At 67.8% G+C, this 19239-nt stretch carries 20 protein-coding genes and 1 pseudogene; 14 read left to right on the top strand and 7 right to left on the bottom strand.

Features of this window, described 5'->3' with window-relative positions; all coding sequences use genetic code 11:
* The first annotated feature begins 86 nt into the window (after window positions 1-86).
* Entirely contained in the window at window positions 87-1094 is a 1008-nt protein-coding gene (locus tag ACFYRH_RS35840; RefSeq protein ID WP_387784457.1) for a cupin domain-containing protein, read from the top strand.
* A 66-nt stretch (window positions 1095-1160) separates the two neighbouring features.
* Here the strand turns inward: ACFYRH_RS35840 and ACFYRH_RS35835 are convergent, their stop codons facing one another.
* Window positions 1161-2066, bottom strand: coding sequence for a LysR family transcriptional regulator (locus ACFYRH_RS35835; protein ID WP_387784455.1), 906 nt, complete (start codon window positions 2064-2066; stop codon window positions 1161-1163).
* A 100-nt stretch (window positions 2067-2166) separates the two neighbouring features.
* Here ACFYRH_RS35835 and hisD point away from each other — a divergent pair, with 100 nt between their 5' ends.
* The 9 genes from hisD (at window position 2167) to ACFYRH_RS35790 (ending at window position 10919) form a co-directional block, all read left to right on the top strand.
* Window positions 2167-3489, top strand: a complete 1323-nt coding sequence (gene hisD, locus ACFYRH_RS35830; RefSeq protein ID WP_387784453.1) for a histidinol dehydrogenase — start codon at window positions 2167-2169, stop codon at window positions 3487-3489.
* Window positions 3490-3533: 44 nt separating this feature from the next.
* On the top strand, window positions 3534-5030 hold the full coding sequence (locus ACFYRH_RS35825) for an amino acid permease (protein ID WP_387784451.1): 1497 nt from the start codon (window positions 3534-3536) through the stop codon (window positions 5028-5030).
* Window positions 5030-6409, top strand: coding sequence for an NAD-binding protein (locus ACFYRH_RS35820; protein WP_387784450.1), 1380 nt, complete (start codon window positions 5030-5032; stop codon window positions 6407-6409). The genes ACFYRH_RS35825 and ACFYRH_RS35820 overlap by 1 nt, the downstream gene beginning before the upstream one ends.
* Before the next feature lie 47 nt (window positions 6410-6456).
* Window positions 6457-7566 (top strand): carbon-nitrogen hydrolase family protein, encoded by a 1110-nt coding sequence (locus tag ACFYRH_RS35815; protein WP_387784449.1) that lies wholly within the window; start codon window positions 6457-6459, stop codon window positions 7564-7566.
* Between the two features lie 56 nt (window positions 7567-7622).
* Window positions 7623-8099, top strand: coding sequence for a redoxin domain-containing protein (locus ACFYRH_RS35810; protein WP_387784447.1), 477 nt, complete (start codon window positions 7623-7625; stop codon window positions 8097-8099).
* A 284-nt stretch (window positions 8100-8383) separates the two neighbouring features.
* Window positions 8384-8764: a nuclear transport factor 2 family protein gene (locus ACFYRH_RS35805; RefSeq protein WP_387784446.1), complete on the top strand. Its 381-nt coding sequence runs from the start codon at window positions 8384-8386 to the stop codon at window positions 8762-8764.
* 37 nt (window positions 8765-8801) lie between these two features.
* Window positions 8802-8939 (top strand): hypothetical protein, encoded by a 138-nt coding sequence (locus tag ACFYRH_RS35800; RefSeq protein ID WP_387784444.1) that lies wholly within the window; start codon window positions 8802-8804, stop codon window positions 8937-8939.
* 286 nt (window positions 8940-9225) lie between these two features.
* Entirely contained in the window at window positions 9226-10407 is a 1182-nt protein-coding gene (locus ACFYRH_RS35795) for an MFS transporter (protein ID WP_387784442.1), read from the top strand.
* 365 nt (window positions 10408-10772) lie between these two features.
* A complete protein-coding gene (locus ACFYRH_RS35790; RefSeq protein WP_387784440.1) occupies window positions 10773-10919 on the top strand; it encodes a hypothetical protein in 147 nt (48 codons plus the stop codon).
* Window positions 10920-11188: 269 nt separating this feature from the next.
* Here the strand turns inward: ACFYRH_RS35790 and ACFYRH_RS35785 are convergent.
* Window positions 11189-11531, bottom strand: a pseudogene (locus ACFYRH_RS35785) (IS3 family transposase); the annotation flags it as partial.
* Between the two features lie 500 nt (window positions 11532-12031).
* Window positions 12032-12985, bottom strand: coding sequence for an NmrA/HSCARG family protein (locus ACFYRH_RS35780; RefSeq protein ID WP_387784438.1), 954 nt, complete (start codon window positions 12983-12985; stop codon window positions 12032-12034).
* Window positions 12986-13162: 177 nt separating this feature from the next.
* On the opposite strand from ACFYRH_RS35780, the gene ACFYRH_RS35775 reads away from it, so the two are divergent.
* Window positions 13163-13519 (top strand): metalloregulator ArsR/SmtB family transcription factor, encoded by a 357-nt coding sequence (locus ACFYRH_RS35775; protein WP_363749096.1) that lies wholly within the window; start codon window positions 13163-13165, stop codon window positions 13517-13519.
* Window positions 13520-13780: 261 nt separating this feature from the next.
* On the opposite strand, the gene ACFYRH_RS35770 is transcribed toward ACFYRH_RS35775, so the two are convergent.
* The gene (locus tag ACFYRH_RS35770; RefSeq protein WP_387784437.1) at window positions 13781-14566 is read right to left on the bottom strand and encodes a type 1 glutamine amidotransferase domain-containing protein; all 786 of its coding nucleotides are present in this window, start codon (window positions 14564-14566) and stop codon (window positions 13781-13783) included.
* A gap of 128 nt (window positions 14567-14694) precedes the next feature.
* Between ACFYRH_RS35770 and ACFYRH_RS35765 the strand changes: the two genes are divergently transcribed.
* The 3 genes from ACFYRH_RS35765 to ACFYRH_RS35755 all read left to right on the top strand — a co-directional run bounded on the left by ACFYRH_RS35765 (window position 14695) and on the right by ACFYRH_RS35755 (window position 17278).
* On the top strand, window positions 14695-15969 hold the full coding sequence (locus tag ACFYRH_RS35765; protein WP_387784564.1) for an alpha-hydroxy acid oxidase: 1275 nt from the start codon (window positions 14695-14697) through the stop codon (window positions 15967-15969).
* A 37-nt stretch (window positions 15970-16006) separates the two neighbouring features.
* Window positions 16007-16708: a GntR family transcriptional regulator gene (locus ACFYRH_RS35760; protein ID WP_387784435.1), complete on the top strand. Its 702-nt coding sequence runs from the start codon at window positions 16007-16009 to the stop codon at window positions 16706-16708.
* Between the two features lie 288 nt (window positions 16709-16996).
* Window positions 16997-17278 carry a hypothetical protein gene (locus tag ACFYRH_RS35755; RefSeq protein WP_387784433.1) on the top strand — a complete coding sequence of 94 codons (282 nt, stop codon included), beginning with the start codon at window positions 16997-16999 and terminating at the stop codon, window positions 17276-17278.
* 89 nt (window positions 17279-17367) lie between these two features.
* Here ACFYRH_RS35755 and ACFYRH_RS35750 read toward each other — a convergent pair whose 3' ends face one another.
* From ACFYRH_RS35750 to ACFYRH_RS35740, 3 genes are all read right to left on the bottom strand, one after another.
* A complete protein-coding gene (locus tag ACFYRH_RS35750) occupies window positions 17368-17613 on the bottom strand; it encodes a hypothetical protein (RefSeq protein WP_387784432.1) in 246 nt (81 codons plus the stop codon).
* A complete protein-coding gene (locus tag ACFYRH_RS35745) occupies window positions 17610-18296 on the bottom strand; it encodes a sigma-70 family RNA polymerase sigma factor (RefSeq protein ID WP_387784430.1) in 687 nt (228 codons plus the stop codon). Before ACFYRH_RS35745 ends, ACFYRH_RS35750 begins: the two co-directional genes overlap by 4 nt.
* Before the next feature lie 161 nt (window positions 18297-18457).
* On the bottom strand, window positions 18458-19204 hold the full coding sequence (locus tag ACFYRH_RS35740) for an SDR family oxidoreductase (RefSeq protein WP_387784429.1): 747 nt from the start codon (window positions 19202-19204) through the stop codon (window positions 18458-18460).
* Window positions 19205-19239: the final 35 nt, after the last annotated feature.

Here is a 19239-nt window from a genome sequence, read left to right as displayed (position 1 = left end):
AAAGAAACCGGTCGGGCCCGGGCCTGCCGCACTAGGTTGTTCCGGCGCGGGAACTTGGCAGCAGCACGGATCGGAAGGACCAAACGATGGCAATCTCGTATGCGGGGGCAGCTGCTGATCATCAGCAGCTGGAGTGGCTCGGTGGCGGCATCATGCAGGTCCTGCTGGACGGTGAGCGGACCGGCGGGCAATTCTCCATGTTCCGGTCGTCCGCGCCGGCCGGGGCGGCCTCGCCGGCGCACCTGCACACGCGCGAGGACGAGATCTTCGTGTTGCTGCGTGGCAGTGCCATCTACTGGGTCGGCGACCAGCGGTTCGAGGTGGGTGAGGGCAGCGTCGCGTTCCTGCCGCGCGGCGTCCCGCACGCGTACCGCATCACCTCCGACGCGGACCTGCTGGCGCTGAGTACGCCGTCCGGTCTGGAGAACTTCTTCCGGGGCGCGGGCCACGACCTCCGGACGCCGAAGCCGGAGGGGTGGAGCGTCACGCCGCAGACCATGGCCAAGGCGGCCGCGGACAACGGTCAGCTCATTCTCGGCCCGCCGCTCGGTCCGGAGGACAAGCTGCCGACCGACGTCGAAGCCGCCCAAGGTCTTGCGGCCTACGTGGCCGAGGCCGGTGAGCACGAGTCGCTGGAGTGGCTCGGCGGGGGACTGATGCGGATCCTTCTCAACGAGCAGCACACGGGAGGCCAACTGTCGTTGTTCCGGTCCGATGCGTCGGCGGGTTCGGCGTCGCCGGTCTACACACACAGCAACGAGGACGAGATCATCGTGATGCTGAGCGGCAACGGCATCTACTGGGTCGGTGAGCACCGCTACGAGCTGTCGGCGGGCGGGCTGGTGGTCGTGCCGCGCGGTGTGCCGATGGCGCACCGCATCACCTCGGATGCGGAGACGCTCGCGGTGATCACACCGGGCGGGCTGGAGGCATTCTTCCGCCGAGTGGGCCGTGACGTGCGGCAGCCCAGGCCGGACGGCTGGCAGGTCTCGTACGACGTCATGGGCCAGGCGGCCGAGGCAACCGGCCAGACGATCCTCGGCGCGCCCCTGGAGGCGGACCAGATGATCCCGGCCGAGTTCCTCAAAGTCTGAGGCCAGACCTGCTCGGCAAGCTGGCAGGGCGTCCCCAGGGAGAGCGCCGCTGTGTTGCTGCCGTAGTCATTCTCTCCTGCCGCGCATCAGCATCTCGCGCGCCGACTGCATTAGCTCGGCTGTGGCCGGAGACAGTGGTCCGTTCTCGCGTTGAATGAGCGCGATGGTGTCGTAGAGCGGCTCCGCGAAGGGCGTGACGTGGATGTTGTCCGGGCACGCTGGGCTGTCGGCGACGGCTTGGCAGATCACCGTGTCTCCCACGCCGCGACTCACGAGCGACAGAGCGGACTCGACGTGCTCGACCTCCACCCATGCCTCCAGCTTGAGGCCGCGGAGTTGGGCTCTCTCGCTGAGTTGGCGGCGCGTCGGATCGCGCCATCCGACGTGGGCGTCGTACAGGACGAGACGGGTCGCGGCAAGGTCCTCGATGGTGGCCGGCGCAGCAGCACGCTCCGGGTCGCTGGTCGCCAAGAGAACTTCGTCCCGCATCAGGGGAGTGACGCGTAGTCCCGAGTCGTCGATGGGCAACACCACCAGGCCCGCCTCCAGTTCGCCGGCTGCGACCGCGGCGGCCACGCCGACGGAGTTGAGCCCGAGCAGACGGACGCGCACTTCGGGATGCCGTTCGAGGAACGGCTCCACCAAGCCGGACAGAAGGTAGTAGTTGGCGTTGCGCAGCAGGCCGAACGTAGCGACTCCGCCTCCGAGGGATCGCAGGGATCGCAGGGCGTCCGCGCCGATGTCCGCTGCCTCGACCGAGTGAGAGGCATGCGGAAGTAGTTCGCGCCCGGCGGCGGTGAGCACCAGTTTGCGGCTGCCTCTCACGAACAAGTCGAGCCGGTACTCAGCCTCGAGTCGGCGCACGAGCTCAGAGACCGAAGCCTGCGTCGTGCCCATCTCCGAGGCCGCCGCGGTGAACGTGCCAGTTCGAGCCGACAGCAGAAACGCCCGCAACTGGTTGAGGGTGGTCACCAGCGGATAGTAGACCGGCGACCAATCACAAGAAAACCCTGTGCTTCGTCTCAGTGAAGACGGGGTTGTCCCCCTAATCATGTCCTCATACGGTCCTGATATGCGTCACTCACCTGCCGTCCTGGCTGCGCTCAAGGGCCGTTTCGACCTCGTCAAGACCGGCGAGCGCAGCCACCAGCCCGCCGCCCAACGTGACCCCGCCGTGATCGCCACCGTGTCAGAGATGCTGTCCACCATCGAGCGCGATGGCATGGACGCCGTGCTGCGGTACGCCCTTGAGCTCGATCGCTTCGAGGGCGGCTCGGTAGAGCTCGACGCCGACACGATCAGGGCGAGCGGCGATCGCCTTGATCCCGCCCTGCGCGAGGCCATCGAGCTCGGTGCCGACCGTACGGCGGTCTTCGCCCGCGCCCAGCGCGAGAAACTGCAGGACTTCGAGACCGAACTCGCGCCAGGCATCGTCACCGGCCACCGCTACGTGCCGGTCGGTCGCGTCGGAGCGTACCTCCCGGCGGGACGATTCCCCCTGACGGCGAGCGCCTTCATGACCGTCAACGTGGCGAAGATCGCCGGGGTGCCCTCGGTCGTTGCGTGCACGCCTCCCCAGCCCGACGGCCGAGCCAACGCGGCGGTGCTCTACGCCGCGGCCGTGTCCGGCGTCGACCGGGCCTTCCTGCTCGGCGGGGTCCAGGCCCTGGCCGCGATGGCGTTCGGGCTGCTGGACGAGCACCCCGTCGACATGATCGTCGGTGCCGGCAACGCCTATGTCGCCGAGGCCAAGCGCCAGCTGTTCGGCAAGGTGGCCATCGACCTCCTCGCCGGCCCGTCGGAGGTAGCGGTGATCGCCGACGCGTCCGCCGAGCCCGAAATCGTGGCTGCAGACCTACTCGGTCAGGCCGAGCACGGCCCCGACTCTCCCGCCGCCCTCGTGACCACCGACGCCGCGCTCGCCCAAGCGGTGCTCGTCGAGATCGAGCGCCAGATCGAGGGGCTGTCGACCCGTGACATCTGCGGCCCGGCGTGGCGCGACTACGGCAGCATCACAGTGGCCGAGGACCGTGAGACGGCCGTTGCGTTGATGGATGACCTGGCGCCCGAGCACCTCGAGGTCATCACCACCGACGACGACTGGTACCACGACAACCTGCGCAACTACGGCTCGCTCTTCATGGGTCCCTGGAGCACCGTCGCGTACTCGGACAAGGGCATGGCAGGCACCAACCACGTGCTCCCAACGGCAGGTGGCGCCAAGCACTCCGCCGGACTGTCGGTCTCGCGCTACCTCAAGCCGCTGACCTACCAGCGCGTGGCGAAGGAGGCGACGCACCTGCTCGCCGACGCCGTTGACACGATCGCTGCGTCCGAGGGCATGTCGGCGCACCGGGCGACCGCCACCCTGCGCATCGCGCGCGTGGACGGCTGAGCCGACCAGCACGCGCACCGCCACCACCACACCCCAGGAGACCCATGAGCACGCACGACGAAGATTCCGCGCTCGGCAGCTTCGGGTACACGCAGGAGCTGGACCGGTCCGTGGGACGACTGGCGTCGTTCTGCCTCGGGTTCGCCGTCATCAGCGCGACCACCGCCGTCTACTCCGGCTTCGGTCTGGGCCTGTCGCTCGCCGGACCGGCGTTCGTGTGGACCTTCCCGGTCGCGACACTGGTTTTCCTCGTGTGGGCGGTGATCGCCGGTGACCTCGCCTCCAAGATCCCGCTCTCGGGCTACGCGTACCAATGGACCAGCCGGCTCGTCGGCCCCAGCCTTGGTTGGTTCACCGGCTACTCCGCGCTGATCGGATTCATCAGCGGGTTCACCGGCGTGGCCTACACCATGGCGGGCTACCTCAGCGGACTGCTCGGGCTCGAGTCGACGACCAGCACGCAGATCTGGATCGCGGTCGCCATCGTGCTGGTGTGCGTCCTGGTCAACGCCTACGGCGTGCGTCTCACCACCGCCCTCAACAACACCGGCGTGGCGCTCGAGATCTTCGTAACGGTGGGGGTCACGATCTTCATCGGGGTCGTCGTCCTGGTCTCGTCCAGCGACCACCAGGGCCTGGACTACCTGTTCGACCGCGGGGAGGGCATCGCCGCTCCCTACGTCACGGCCTGGCTGACCTCCGCCCTGGCGTGCATCTTCGGCCTGCTCGGCGTCGAGGCGGCGGCCGACATCGCCGAGGAGACGCGCGACGCGCGCAAGGTCATCCCGCGCACCATGCTCTACGCGCTCGGCGCGGCAGCCGCCGTCGAGTTCCTGATGTACGTCGTGTTCCTGCTGGCCGTCCCGGATCGGGACGCCATCGGCGCCTCGGCCACCCCGATCTCCGACATCATGGCCGCACAGGTGAGCCCGCTGTTCGCCGACGTGGTCGTCGCCATCGCCCTGACGAACATCTTCGCCTGCGTGCTGGCGGTCCTGCTGGTCGCGACTCGGCTGCTGTTCGCCATGGCCCGCGACAACATGGTCCCGGGTGCGTCGCTGCTCAGCACCGTCTCCCCGCACCGCCGGACCCCGGTGGCCGCGGTCTGGACCTGCGGCATCGTCTCCGTCGTGCTGCTGATGTCGGCGTTCGCGAGCGAGCGGGCCTTCGCCTACATCCTGGGCATCGCCGCACTCGGCTACTTCCTGGCCTACGTCCTGACCACTGCCGGCATGCTGCACGCCACCGCCCGCGGTCGGTTCCCGGAGGACACGCCGGGCACGTTCACCCTCGGTGCCTGGCGCACTCCCGTGCACGTGGTGGGCCTCACGATGTTCGTCGCGGTCACCGCGGCGCTGATGTTCCTCCCCGACTTCCGGGCCACCGGCCGCACCTTCGCCGGCGTGATGCTGGTCGGCGCGGTCTGGTGGGTGCTCGTGCTGCGCGGCCGGCTGGCGCGCGGCGAGGCGGGCCCCGCGCCGGCCCTCGGCAGGGCGCGCAAGGCCCTGAGCGACGCAGCAGATGACGGCGGCACGGTCTAGTGCTCGACGCAACGTCCGGGCCGCTCGACGGGAGGTTCCTCGTCATCGGGGACACCCCGTTGGCCCGCCGGGTGTGCGCGACACTGGGCGCAGCAGGAGGACAGGCGCACGTGGTGCACCTCACCGCGCCCAGCGACGCGCAGCTCGCCGTCGCGGTGGACTCGGACGTCGCACACGCTCTGGTGCTGGTCCGCGACGACGTCTCCGCCCTGCGGTACGCCCTCGCGACGAGCCACCTCGCACCGGCCCTGCCGCTGGTCGTCACCGTCTTCGACCACACCATCGCCACCCAGCTCCGGGCGCTCCAGCCGCGGGCGCGCGTGGTCTCACCGGCACTCGCCGCGGTACCGAGCCTGGTCGGCCCCTGTCTCGACGGCCAGGTCGTGGCCGCGTTCGCGGAGCGAGGTGACGTCCTCGTCCTGCGCCGCGACGACCACAACGACTTCGAGGAGGACCGCCGCGCACTCCCGCGCCCGTCGCGCGCGCAGGTTCTGTCGCGCAGGCTGACCGTGAACTACCGTCACCTCCAGCCCAGCGGCCGCATCCTGGCCCAGGGCCTGGCCGGGCTCGCCGTCGTGCTCGTGCTCGACTGGTCCTGGCTCGCCCTCGTGGCCGGACACCCTCCGGTCGCCGCCCTGGGCGAGGCCGTGCGCGTGCTGGCCACCGTGGGGCCTGGCCCGGAGCATCCGAGCGGTGCCTACGGCCTCCTGTCCGCCTTCGCGATGCTGGCCACCATCGTGCTCACCGCGCTCTTCACCGCCGGCCTCGTCGACCGGTTCGTGGAGCCCCGGCTCGTGCGGCTCGGTGGCTCGGGCGCGGTGCCGCGTACGGGCCATGTCGTGGTCGTCGGTCTGGGACAGGTCGGGGTGCGGCTGTGCCAGCGGCTTACCGAGCAGGCCGTCGCCGTCGTCGCCGTCGAGCGTGACCACGACGCCGCGGGGGTCGCGCTCGCCCGGCAGCTCCAGATCCCCGTGATCATCGACGACGGGACGTCGCGCCGGCTGCTCGAGAGGTTGCGGCTCGACCGCTGCCTCGCGGTGGCGGCGGTCGGCTCCGACGACCTGGACAACGTCGCAGTCGCGGTCGCCGCGTCGGCGGTCTCGCCGTCGGTACGTGTCGTGATGCGCGCCGGCGAGCAGGAGGCCGTGGCGGAGACGCGCTCCTTGCTCCCGCTCGGGATCACCAGGGACGTCACCGCCATTGGCGCGGCTCACGTCCTGACGCTCGCCCTGCGTGCCCGCGAGGACGTCCGGGTCGCCGGTGACGGTGACGCCGTCCATGTTCGGGTGGGCACTGGGGAGTGGCGCGAGCTCCCCCTCGCCCGCCGCGACGAGTGCCGCCACCTCGTCTCCGCGGCGCCGGACTCACCGCATCCCTGAAAAGCTGCGCCCTCGTCCGAGAAGAAGACACAGGAGAGAGTTCCCCCATGAGCATCGACTACGACATCACGACGCGCGTGGCAGCGGTCCAGTCCGAGCCCGTTTGGTTCGACGGCGACGCCACCGTCGAGAAGGCGTGCCGCATCATCGACGAGGCGGCGGCAAACGGGGCGAAGGTGATCGGGTTCCCCGAGGTCTACGTCTCGGGCTACCCCTGGTGGTTGTGGATCAACAGTCCCTGGCAGGCCGGCCGGTTCACCAGGCCGTACTACGCGAGCTCGATGGAGCTCGGCGACGCCCGCATGCGGCAGATCATGGACGCCGCCCGGCGTAACGGCATCTTTGTTGTCATGGGCTACAGCGAGCTGGCGGGCGGCACGCTGTACATCAGCCAGGTGTTCATCGACGGCTCCGGTGAGATCGTGGCCAACCGGCGCAAGCTCAAGCCCACCCACGTCGAGCGGACCCTGTTCGGGGAGGGCGACGGTTCGGACCTCTTCGTCGCCGACACCGCCGTGGGACGCATCGGTGGGCTGAACTGCTGGGAGCACTACCAGGCCCTCACCATCTTCACCATGACCGCCCTGCACGAGCAGATCCACGTCGCCTCGTGGCCGAGCAACGACATCTTCCAGCCGGCGTACAACCAGACGATCGACGCGGACCGCAACATGACGTCGGTCTACGCGGCTCTCACGCAGTCGTTCGTCATCTGCTCGACCCAGGTCATCGGACCCTCCGCCCAAGTCGCGTGGGAACTGGACGAGGGCGAGAAGGAGAAGTTGCCCGTGGGTGGCGGGTGGGCCGGTGTGTACGGACCGGACGGCGACGAGTTGACGCGGGCTGCCCGCCTGGCTCCGGACGCCGAGGGCATCCTCTATGCCGACATCGACCTCAACGACATCGTCGGCGTCAAGTCGCACCTGGATCCCGTCGGGCACTACTCGCGCCCTGACGTGTTCAACCTGCACATCAACACCAAGGGCAACTCGCTCGTGCGGTACTCCGGCGATGGCAGCCGCCGCACGCCCGTGACCGGGGACGGGGCGATCACCCTCGGCGTCGCCGGCGCGCAGGGAGAGGTGGCGCTCGGGGGAACGGTCGTGCACGCCGACGACCACGCCACCGAGGCCGGATCGCGCGGCGCGGAGGCGTAAGAACCCGGCCCGGGCGGGCTCTAACACGTGACAACTCACGAAAGGAAAGCTCGCACATGTCGTTGCTCAACGAAGGTGATCAATTCCCCAGCCTGGTAGTGGATCGCGTAGGAGGCGGGGAGATCGTCCTCCCGGACGACCTGCGGGGCCAGTACGGTGTCGTGCTCTTCAACCGTGGCTCGTGGTGCCCCTTCTGCGTGACGCAACTCAAGGGCTTCACCAGGGCCCTGCCCGACCTGGACGCCATCGGTGCGGCCGTCGTGTCCATCTCCGCGGACCCGAAGGACGACGCGAGCACGATGGTGGACTCCCACAGCATCGCGTTCCCCATCGGGTACGGCGCCTCGCCCGCGCGGCTCGCGGAACTCACCGGTGCGTTCGTCCACGAGGACCCGTCCTATGTGCAGGCCACCGGCTTCATCCTCGATCCCGACGGCCGCGTGCTGCTGAGCACCTACTCGACCGGAGCAGTGGGTCGGTTGACCGCCCCGGATGCGGTGGGGTTCATCAAGTACGTCCAGTCCTCCAGCTGACGAGGGCGCGGCTGCTCGCGGCAGCCGACCAAGCAGCACAGGCCCGTACGGCGGTCGCCCGTCCGTACGGCCCTGTGCGCGAAGTGCTGGCGAACCGCCGCTAGCGACGAATTCGTCACGAAGCGGCCGAAACGGGTGCTAGCCGGTAAGAAGTGGCCGAAACGGGGCGCTAGCCGGTGGACCCGTTGCCGTCCGCGATCACGTTGGCGCAATTCACAGCTGACCCATCGCAGCCGCGCGGGTGCCTGCCGGGAACATCAAACCCACATGAGGAGCAATGTGCCATGCCGGAAACTCCTGCCGATTCGATCGACCTACCTGTTGCTGTCCGCGCGCTGCGCGACGCGATGAACTCTCACGATCCGCAGCGGGTCGCAGATTGCTTCACCACCGATTACGAGGTGGTGACGCCCCTGCAGCCGGCCATGGACTTCGTCGGTAACGACAATGTGCTCCGCAACTGGACGCAGATTTTCGCAGGCATCCCCGACCTCCACGCCGAGGTGTTACGGACCGCAGTGAACGGCACCGAAGTTTGGTCGGAGTGGTGGATGACCGGTACCAAGGTCAACGGCGAACCCGCGCAGCTCGGCGGCCCGGCGATCTGGACCGAGCGTGACGGGTTGGTCGCTTCCGCCCGCTTCTATCTCCAGCAGGTCGCCTGACCGATAACAGCACCGGCCGCGCGGCCTCGACAGCGCCGTGATGGCGTCGCTGGTCGAGACCGCCGCGGCCCAGGGCGCCAAACGCGGCATCCTGATCGCGTCGATCGACGGCCTGCGGCTCTACCGGAGCCTGGGCTGGAAGGTCGTCGCGGACATCGTCATCGCGCGCTGCTAGATCCGGACCCGGCCTGAACAGCGGTACGTCAAAGGTCTGTAAGAGCCGGGACGTCCTTTCTCGCAAGGGGTCGTCGGCGCCCCCGGTGAACTCCGATACGTTGCCTCGGGCGTCCAACACTCAGTACGACGAAATCCCTGGCCACCAAGGTCCTCGGCGGGCGAAACGACGGGGCGTCGCCGGACCGGTGCTCGCGGCGGTACTACAACTTGACTTGCCTTCGGATCGCCTTTTTGCGATGCTCAACATATCGCGAATTAGCGATGTATAGCCGAAGGGGATCCACATGACTTGGGGATTGATCGCACTGGCGCTGGGAGGGTTCGGCATCGGACTCACGGAGTTCGGGATCGTCGGCCTGCTGCCGGAGATCGCCGACGACTTCGGCGTGCGCGAGGACACTGCTGGCCTCCTGGTCTCGGTTTACGCGCTCAGCGTGGCGGTCGGCGCACTCGGGCTCACCGTGGCCGTGCGCCGGTTCAGCCGCAAGCCGTTGCTCCTGGCCCTGATGTGCTTGTTCATTCTCGGCAACCTGCTCTCCGCGCTCGCGCCCACATTCGCGGTCATGCTGCTGGCGCGGGTGATAGCCGCGTTGTGCCACGGGGCCTACTTCAGTATCGGTGCGGTGGTGGCCTCGCAGCTGGTTGAGAAGAGTCGTGCGGCGCAGGCGATTGCCCTGATGTTCGCTGGCCTCACGGTCGCCAACGTTCTGGGCGTTCCGGCCGGCACGTTCCTCGGCCAGCTCGCCGGCTGGCGGTCGACCTTCTGGGCGATCAGCGTGGTCGGCATTGCCGCGATGATCGGCATCGCCGTGCTGGTGAACCGGCGCGGAGACGAGCAGTCGCCAGGCGGGCTGAGCGCCGAGCTGCGGGTCGTACTGCGTGGGCAGGTCCTCGCCTCGGCCCTGGTCAGCGTCGGGGCCTTCGGCGGCCTCGTCGGCGCCTTCACCTACATCGCCTTCACGCTCACCCACGTCAGCGGCTTCGCCTCTGCGAGCCTGCCGTGGCTATTGCTCCTCTTCGGCGTCGGGAGTTTCATCGGCAACCTTCTCGGCGGGCGGGCCGCCGACCGAGGAGTCGACCGATCCCTCGCGGTCGCTCTCGCCACCATGAGCATCCTTTTCGTGGCGTTCGCCCTACTAGCCGAGGTCAAGGCCGCCGTGGTGGTGCTGATGCTTCTGCTCGGCATCGTCGGTTTCGCCTCGGCCCCGGCACTGCAGCTGCGCGTCATGCGCTTCGCCGGCGATGCCCCCACGCTCGGGTCCGGCGTGAACATCGCCGCCCTCAACGTCGGGAACGCGCTGGGAGCCTGGGTATGCGGCCTCGCCCTGACCGCCAGCTCCGCCTATGTGGCGCCGCTGTGGGTGGGGGCTCTGTTCGCTTCGGCGGCGCTCGCCGCACTCGGCGCGGCTCGCCGCATGGTTGCGTTGAACGGCGCAGCGCCCAAGCAGAGTTCCAAGCAGAGTTAGCAACGCGTCGCCAGGGTCGCATCAGTCCGCCCGACGCGGCCCGTGTCAACCGGAGAGCCACACACCGTCACGGCGGAACGGCTGCAAGCGGCTCGGCGCCAGTGCCGGCGAGTCGACCGCACGCCTTCTCGTCCGGCATTATGCGGCCAGACAAATTGGGTCCAGCGGCTCTGCTGTCCGCGAGAGCTGCAGACGCTGAGGCGTCGAGTGGGGCCGGGCGTTGGCCGTTACGGAGATCCTCGCAGGTGACTGAGAGTCCGGAACGGCTGGAGAGGGACGACCGGTTGGTGATCAGGGCACGCGGGGCGAGTGACGTTGACGCCCTTGAGCTTGCTCGCATTGACCTTGCACCGTGGACAAACGCGGTGACCCCGGCCCCGCGGCCCTCCGATCCGGCCACCTACGAGTTCTTCGGCGAAGAGCGCCGTACGGGTGACGTCCTCGTGGCGGTGCTGGGTCAGGCGTTGGTCGGCTACGTCGAGCTTCGAGGCTCCGTGTCGCTGCACGCTTGACGCAACGTCCTCGAGACGGGGGCCTGGCCGTCGACCCTCGCGCCAAAGGTGTGGAGTCGGTGAGCAGCTCGTCGCCTCTGCAGTGAGCGAGTGCGCGCGCCGTGGGGCCCTGAAAGTCAGCCTGCATGTGCTCAGGAGAGATGTGACACCTCCCGGCGTGTCCGGGAACCCGGTTTCCTGAGTCGATCAACTCGTTCTTGAACGTCCCGATGCTGGTCTCGGCAAGCGTGTTGTCGAGCGCGTCACCAGCTGATCCGACCGAGGGGCGTCTTCTTGGACCCCAGCCGCTTGTTGAGCTTGTTGCGCTCCCGCAACTGGAGGATCGCCGCGATGATCTCCTCGTCACGCAGCTGACGTCTGGTGGGCTCTTGGCGACCCACTCGTAGTAGGTCTAGGGGCTGAACTTGACGCCGTGCTCGGACAGCATGGCGCACATGGGCTCGACTCCCCAGACAAGACCGACCCCGCCGATGGCGGGGTCGGTCACCTAGTGAACCTTGTGTTCGGCGATGAACCGAATCACCGTCTCCCGGGCCGGTCGAGCTCGGCCCCGAAGGAAATCGCTACTGCCTTGAGAATCTCGTTCGCCCGCCGCAGCTTGACCCGTCCGCGACCGTGGCACGCCGCCGTGTTCCCGAACACCTCCCCGCGCTGTTCGAGCCAGTCGCTGCAGGTCTTCCCCGACCGACCGGGCACGAGGCCGAGCCGTCGTGCCCGCGGCGTCCGATCAGCACCGGGGGTGAGGTCGACCATCCCGGTCAGAAGTTTCGGTCCACGACCGCCGTCATCAATCGGCAGCTCACTGTCGAGGAGCACGTGATGCCACACGTGCTCGCCGACACCGAGCCGGTTGACGCCAGCGAACCGGAACTCATCGCCAGCCACCTGCTCAGTGAGTGGCTTGATCGCGAGCCACACCGTGTTCCAGGTCGTGCCCAGCTGGCGGGCCACGCCGGCGACCGAGCCGTGCTCACGCCGGATCTGTCTGATGGCCCACCAGTACGCCCGCGGCGCCAGCAGTGCTCGTGGCGCGGCGAGGCTCTCGTCCTGCTCGGTGAAGGTTCCGGTGGGGCAGTACGGCTCGAAGCTTCCAATCTCGTCGATGATTGGGTCTAGCTGCCGAAGGCGACCCGCTCCCCGCGCCAGCCGGTGTTGCGGACGAACTGTTCCCAGGTCAGCGTGTTGGGATCGATGCGTCGGCTCCACTGGAGGTCGCGGTCGCCGCGGAAGTATCCGTACTCCACCGCGTACTCGACCATGCCGATAGTCTCGTCGGCTGCCAAAGGGTTCACGCCCAGGAAAGGGAAGTACTCAAGAAGGCCTTCGCGCGTGTAGGCGTTGCGGTACTCGGCCTTGAGTCCGGTAACACGGGAGAACGTCTCGACCATCTCGGCCGGGGAGATCACATCACCGACGACCGGTAGCCACGCGCCGCGGTAGGTGTCGGGGTTGGAGAACACCTCCAGAACGGCGGGGCCGGCCGCAGTGAGCGGGTCCACGAACGGGACGCGGAAGTCCTCGGGGAAGTAGAAGGGCATGACCACCGTGTCACCGTCGACGTGCGGGACGTAGTACTCCAGCGCATTCGTGTAGTAGAACGAGAGCGAGACGAAGGTGTGCGCGATCGGCAGAGTCCGAATGTGCTCGGCGACGAGCGCCTTGTCGGTGAAGTGCGGCGCCCATTTTGTGCCCGACGTCCTCTCCTCGACGTTCTCCAGGGTGCTGAAGACGACGTGACCTACTCCGGCTTCGCCTGCGGCATCAGCAAGTTGGCTCCCGATGAGGTACTCCTCGGAGTCGGGCGGCAGGAGGGGCGGCGTCATCAGGAAAGCTCCCTCGGCCGATCCGAACGCGTCCACGAGCTCGCGCTGGTGGCCCGGCGCGAGGGGAACCTCGGCGATCTCCGCTCCCAGTCCCGCCAGGCTCCGGGCCTGGGCCGAATCGGCGTTCCGGGTCAGGGCTCGCACCCGGAACCTGCCGCTCTCGAGCAAGGACGTGGCGACGCTCCTTCCCTGCTTGCTGGTGGCACCCGCGACGACGATCAACGGCTTACTGGTGTCAGGCATTGCGCACTCCTCTTGTGTATGCCGGCGTTCGCGGCGGCCCGCAGCCGGGCGGCCGCGACGCGGCGAACTTGGTTCGCTAAACATATCGTCATATCGCGATCTGTCAACTTGTTGGCACGGAGGAAGAGCTCAATTCGTCACATCGAGATACGGTGGTGCTCAGAGAGAGGAGACACCGTGGCGAAGGCACAGGCGATGGGCCCAGAGAGCGAGACAGGAAACGATGCCCCGCTGGATGCGGTCGAAGCCTTGAAGGCCCTGGCCAACCCTGCGCGGCTGCAGATCATGGATTGGCTGCGAGACCCCCACGGCGAGTTCGCGCAGTGGGAACCGATCGCCGACCGGGACGACGTCGGGGTCTGTGTCAGCCACCTGCAAGCCAAGTCGGGGTTGGCGCAATCGACGATCTCTTCGTATATGGCAACCCTCGAACGGGCGGGCCTCGTGCGGTCCACACGGATCGGCAAATGGGTCCACTACAAGCGCAACGAAGACACGCTGTCGCGACTAGCGGAGATGCTCCGCAGGACATAGGTCAGCAGTGGGACGTCGTCGGACAGCGTCATCGCGCAGCCGTGGTCACAGTTGGGGCCGAAGAGGCCGAGCTTGAGCTTGTTGTCCGAGAACAGGGCGTTGGTGGTTTGGCGGTTCTTTCGCTCGCTGACGGGAACGGGGATGGGCATGACTCTCCTATTGGGGCCTGTTTTCAGGCGCGCGGCAGCGCGCGTTCGCTCGTGGGTGAAGTTCGGGTAGCCAGGTCGGCCGGGGCGCCGGTTGGATGAGAAGCGCTGAGCGCTAGCGGCTGCGGGGTGCTGCCTGCTCGGAGACGTTGCCAGAGACGTCCTCCGGGGCTCGCCCGGAGTTCTGGAGGCGACCTACGAACGCGGAGGCGTACTCAGGGACATCGAGGGGGTAGCGCGCGCTGATGAAGTTGCCGTCCTCGACGACCAGCGGTGTCTCGAACGACTCTCCCCGGACGACCTCGCCGCGGGGGCCGACACCTTCGCGAACCTCGGTCTCGGTGTACTTCCAGTAGGTGCGGTACCGGCGACCGACGCGGTACCAGGTGATCTTGAAGGCCCACTTCTCCAGCGGGAGGGTCAAGGTCGTGAACCGGCGACCGGCAATGATGCTTTGCTGGGTCGACGGGTCGATGGCTCGCGCCGGGATCAGGGTGCCGTGGCAGACCGCCCCGATGAGCTTCCCCGCGCGATCGAAGTCGACGACCTTGCTCCGGAGCACCGCGCTGTCGAGGTATTGCCGCATCCCCTGGGCGTGGCCGCCTCCGAGGTGGATGGCGTCGAAGTCCGCCACGTCGATGGCGCGGTAGGTGATCGGCGCCTGGAACTCCGCCGAGGCCGCCATCGCGGTGTAGGCGGCGCGCGCTTCGGGGCCGGCCGGCAGCGGGTTGAACCAGCCGCTCTTGAGCAGCCGCTGGTCACAGCGGGCGACTTTTCCGGTTTCGGTCGCGAAAGTGACGGTGAACCCTGCGTCGATGAACCGGCTCCATGAGATCGCAGCTTCCGTGGTGTCGAAGTCGGTGTCCGGCAGCGGGATCAGTACGCGATACGAGGCAGCCATGTGCGCTCTCCCTTCAGAAGATCAGGCGCATCCTGCCTGACATCACGATCGTGCTGTTGCATGCAGCGTCTGTCAAGAGTCACGCCGAATGGCATTAAGGGGGGATGCAGCGTCAGTTGACCCCTGTAATGGCTGCATGCATGCTGGTGGCTGTGACCACTATCTCTCCTGCCCATCGTCGGCTGCCACGATGGAGCGAGCTCGGGCCACTGCTTCGTCCCAAGCCGATCGAGCTTCACGGAGACCGGCGACGAGCCGCCGCCGCTGCTTCGGTGCACGATCTGCGAGCGATCGCACAGCGGCGCGTCCCTCGGGCGGTCTTCGACTACGTCGACGGCGGCGCTGAGTCGGAGCTCTCACTGAGAGCTGCGCGCTCGGTGTTGGAGGGGGCCCGGTTCGCTCCGCGAACGCTGCGCGACGTGTCGCAGCCCGACCCGAGCACCGAGATCTTGGGAATGAGATCCCCGATTCCCGTGGTCTTCGCCCCGACCGGGTTCACTCGCATGATGCACAGCTCCGGCGAGCTCGCTGTCGCACGCGCTGCAGGTTCCGCCGGCATCACCTACGCACTGTCGACGATGGGAACGACCTCACTGGAGGACATTGCGGCTGAGATACCGGGATGCAGGCGCTGGTTCCAGCTGTATATCTGGCGAGACCGCGCGCGTTCACTCGACCTGATCCAGCGGGCGGAGGCCGCCGGGTATGACGCCCTGATCCTGACGGTGGACACCGCCGTTCCTGGCGCGCGACTACGCGATGTCCGCAACGGTATGACGATCCCGCCCGCGATCGGGCTGCGCACGGTCGTGGACGGAGCGCGCCATCCCCACTGGTGGTTCGACCTGCTCACTACCCCGCCCTTGTCGTTCGCCTCTCTGGCGCAGTGGCAGGGTACGGTCGCAGAGCTTGCTGCGACTCTGTTCGATCCGGCCCTCAGCCTCGATGACCTCGCCTGGCTGCGTGATCAGTGGGCGGGCAAGCTGATCGTCAAAGGAATCACGTCGCTGCAAGACGCCACGGACTGCGTGGACGTCGGCGTCGATGCGGTCGTGATCAGCAACCATGGAGGCCGCCAGCTCGACCGCTCCCCGACGCCGCTCGACGTCTTGCCCCGCTTCGTGGAAGCGCTCGGCGACCAGACCGAGATCATGGTCGACGGTAGCTTCATGTCGGGCTCAGATGTCGTCGTCGCACTGTGTCTGGGCGCAACCGCAGTGCTCGTCGGTCGCGCCTACCTGTACGGCCTGATGGCTGCCGGTGAGGCCGGGGTACGTCGCACGAGCGAGCTCTTGGCCACCGAGACCGTGCGCACCATGCAACTGCTCGGAGCACCCACGATCAAGGACCTCTCGCCAGAGCTGGTCCGCGGACTCGGAGACCCCCGTGAAGAGCTCCGCTAGCCTCAGAGGCATCCCGAGCGAGGAGCATGTGAGACCGGTGTCATCAGCAGACGGCGCAGAGATCGACGCCACCAAGAACCTCACCGACGCGGCCTACTACCGCATTCGCGAGATGATCCTCGACGGCTCACTCGCCGTCGGCACCTCGGTCAGCGTCGTCGCATTGGCCGGCGAGTTCGGAATGAGCCGTAGCCCGGTGCGCTCGGCGATCGAGCGGCTCCTGTCCGAACGGTTGCTGAGCCGAACGGCTAGTGGTGCGGGGGTCGCCGCGCCGGATCGTCTTGACCTACTCGACGCGCTGGCGGTCCGCGCGCCCTTGGAGGGGCTCGCGGCACGCCTCGCGGCGCCGCACATCGAGGAGCGAGCACTGGAGGACCTCGAGGCGATCCACGCCCGGTTCGACCACGCCATGCGACAGGAAGACCAAGCCACCGCTCGGCGTGCCGACCTCGAGTTCCACCAGTACATCCAGAACCTGTCGGGCAACGAGTGCCTCGTCGACACCCTTGAACGGGTGCAGACCCAGGTGGTGCTCGCTGCATACTCCACGGCTTGGACCAGCAGCAAGCGGCCGGCAGTTCTTGAGCACGCCCGCATCCTCGACGCGTTGCGGGAGCAAGACGGCGACGCGGCGCAGGCGGCAGCCGAACGCCATCTGCACAACCTCACCAACCGGGTGCTCGACGAGTGGAAACGGCTCGAGACCAGGGGACACGGCAACCGCGGCACCAACCGCTGAACCGCTCCTTGCCGACCGGATTCATGCCGGGCGGTCGCCAGCACCCGCCGTGCGGAGACTGCCGTACCCGTCGCTGTACCTGCCGGCGCCGCGCCAACGGGCAACGGTGCCGCAACACTGAGCAAGGAAGATCTTGTGGTGCTTTACGCCCGATCGGTCCACGCAGCCAGTTCCGCAGACACGACTCCGCAATCCCGAAGTCATCGGCGATCTGCTTCAACGGCCTCTTCGGATCACGCCCCTGAGCAACCCGCACTGTTCGACCCGCTCCCGACCGGCACGGATCCCGTGCGCGGATGCCCGTTCATCGACGCCGCCGCGGAGTTCCCCGACCCCCAGAACGCGGTCCACTCCTACGCTCGCGACCAGAAACTGCTGATGGTGCGGCTGGTGACCGACCTGGTAGCGGAGCTGGGCTGCCGCGAGCCCGCCCTCCTCGCCGAGCAACTCGTGACCCTCGCGGACGGCGCCGCCAGCCGCGCCATGGTGCTAGGCGAGTCGAACTACGGCCGGCACGCGCGGACAGCGGCAGGGACCCACCTGGAAAACGCGCTGCGGACCACGATCTGACAGGTCCCGTGGTTGCTCGGTATGCCTAGGGCCGGATACAAAGATCCCGTCGCTCGACCGAGAGGAAGGCGGGGCTTTCAGAGCAGGACCTAGTTGTCCTGACCCGATACGGCGGCCAGCAGTCCGCGGTAGTCCTCGGCACATGGCCCGCAGGCCTCCAGATGGGCCCTGACGCCCGGCAGGTACTCCTCGGCGTCCTCGCCCGCGACCACTAGCTCGACGTACTGGTCGAGAAGCTCGAAGAAGTGGCCACATCCCACGTCAGCGGGATCCGTGCGCAACATGGCGACGATTCGGTCCCGCGCGGTGACCTGCGGCTCTCGGGGTGCGTTCATCGCCGTGTCCCCTCTTCACTGAGGTGGCCGCGCGCCACAAGGTGGCGACGCAGCTTGGCGCGGATGTCGAACTCCGCCTTGTACAGCGCGTTGCGGTTGGTCCCGAGCTCGATGGCAAGGACGTCGAAGCCCACACGACTGATGAAGAGCGCCTCGAAGATGTGGCGCTGGCGCTCGGTGAGTTCCGTGCGCACCACGTCGTGGATGGCGTCGATCAGCTCGCGCGCCGCCGTGACCTCGGAAGGGTCGGTCGCAAGGCTCTCGGGAAGCCGGTCCCAGTCGTCGGGGTCCAGCACCACCCCGACCCTGCTCCAACGGTGACGCCCGATCTTCTGGGCGACCCCCAGGATCGCGAACTTGCTTGCCCACGTGGTGAAGCGGCTGCGTCCCTCGAAGTCCGGCAACCGCCGCAGGACGCTGACGCACGCGTCGTTGGCAGCCTGCTCAGCGAGGTCGTAGAGCTCCACTCCGCGGATCCCGTGCGTGCCGGCGCGACGCGACGCTTCGGCACGAGCCACGCGCCGCAGCAGGGCATGGAGCTCGGCGACGGCGGCGTCGTGCCGGTCTGACGCCGCGTCAAGGTCGGCGAGCCACTGCTTGGAGGTTTCGTCCAGAGAGTCCAGGGCGGACACCGTCCGACCAGCACCGTCCTCCAGCTCGAGCTGCTGCTCGGTCGGCCCCATGGGGAAAATACTAGTTGGCGCACGCAAACGCTCGGCTGGGAAACCCAGCCGAGCGCCAGCATGAACTGCTCGCGGCCTGATCGACACGACCACGTAGTGCAGCACCCTCTGAAACCGCCGTGGTAGCGGGCTTTACGCCCGTCGCGGGACGGCAGACGAGCTCAGAGCTGGGTTTCGCCGCCATCCACGGCCAGCTCGATGCCGGTGGTGTACGTGGCATCGAAGGCGAGGAATGCGGCCGCCTTGGCGAACTCTTCGACGGTGCCGTAGCGCTTCATGGGGTTGCTCGCGGTCCGCTCCGCCCTGAACTGGTCAGCGGCCTCTTCGGACAAGTTCATCGTTGCCAGGATCCCCGAGTCGATGGGACCCGGGCTGATCGCGTTGACACGGATTCCCCGCGCAAGCAGCTCCCGGGAGAAGGAGCGGGCCATCGAGCGCAGGGCCGCCTTGCCGGCCGCATAGACGCTGGTGTCCACCATGCCGATGACGTTCGCGATCGAGGTGGTGAGGACGATGCCGGCGTTCGCGCTCAGCAGCGGAACGAGCTTCTGCACAGTGAAGAAGGCGCCCTTGACGTTGATCGCGAACAGCTCGTCGTACACGTCCTCGGTCGTCGACTCGAGGGGCGTGAGGGGTGAGATGCCGGCGTTGACGAACAAAGCCTCGATCGAGCCGAGCTCGCTCTTTACACGGTCGGCGAGCATGTCCAGGTCGGACAGTGAGGCCACGTCCGCTCGGACGGTGACGGCATTCTCGCCGAGCCGCTCGCGTGCGGCGTCGAGCTTGGCCTGGCAACGGCCGGTGATCACCACGTGGGCTCCGCCTTGCACCAGCAGCTCCGCCAGCGCGAGCCCCATGCCGCTGCTGCCGCCCGTGATCACCACATTCTTGTCGCTGTACTCACCCATGAACCGAAGTTGCTCCGTTCCATCATCAAGAAACA

Source organism: Kribbella sp. NPDC004875 (genome assembly GCF_042873375.1).
In the GTDB taxonomy this organism is placed as follows: domain Bacteria; phylum Actinomycetota; class Actinomycetes; order Propionibacteriales; family Kribbellaceae; genus Kribbella.
The sequence above is the reverse complement of the archived record's forward strand: the minus strand, read 5'-3'. Positions and strand labels throughout refer to the sequence as shown.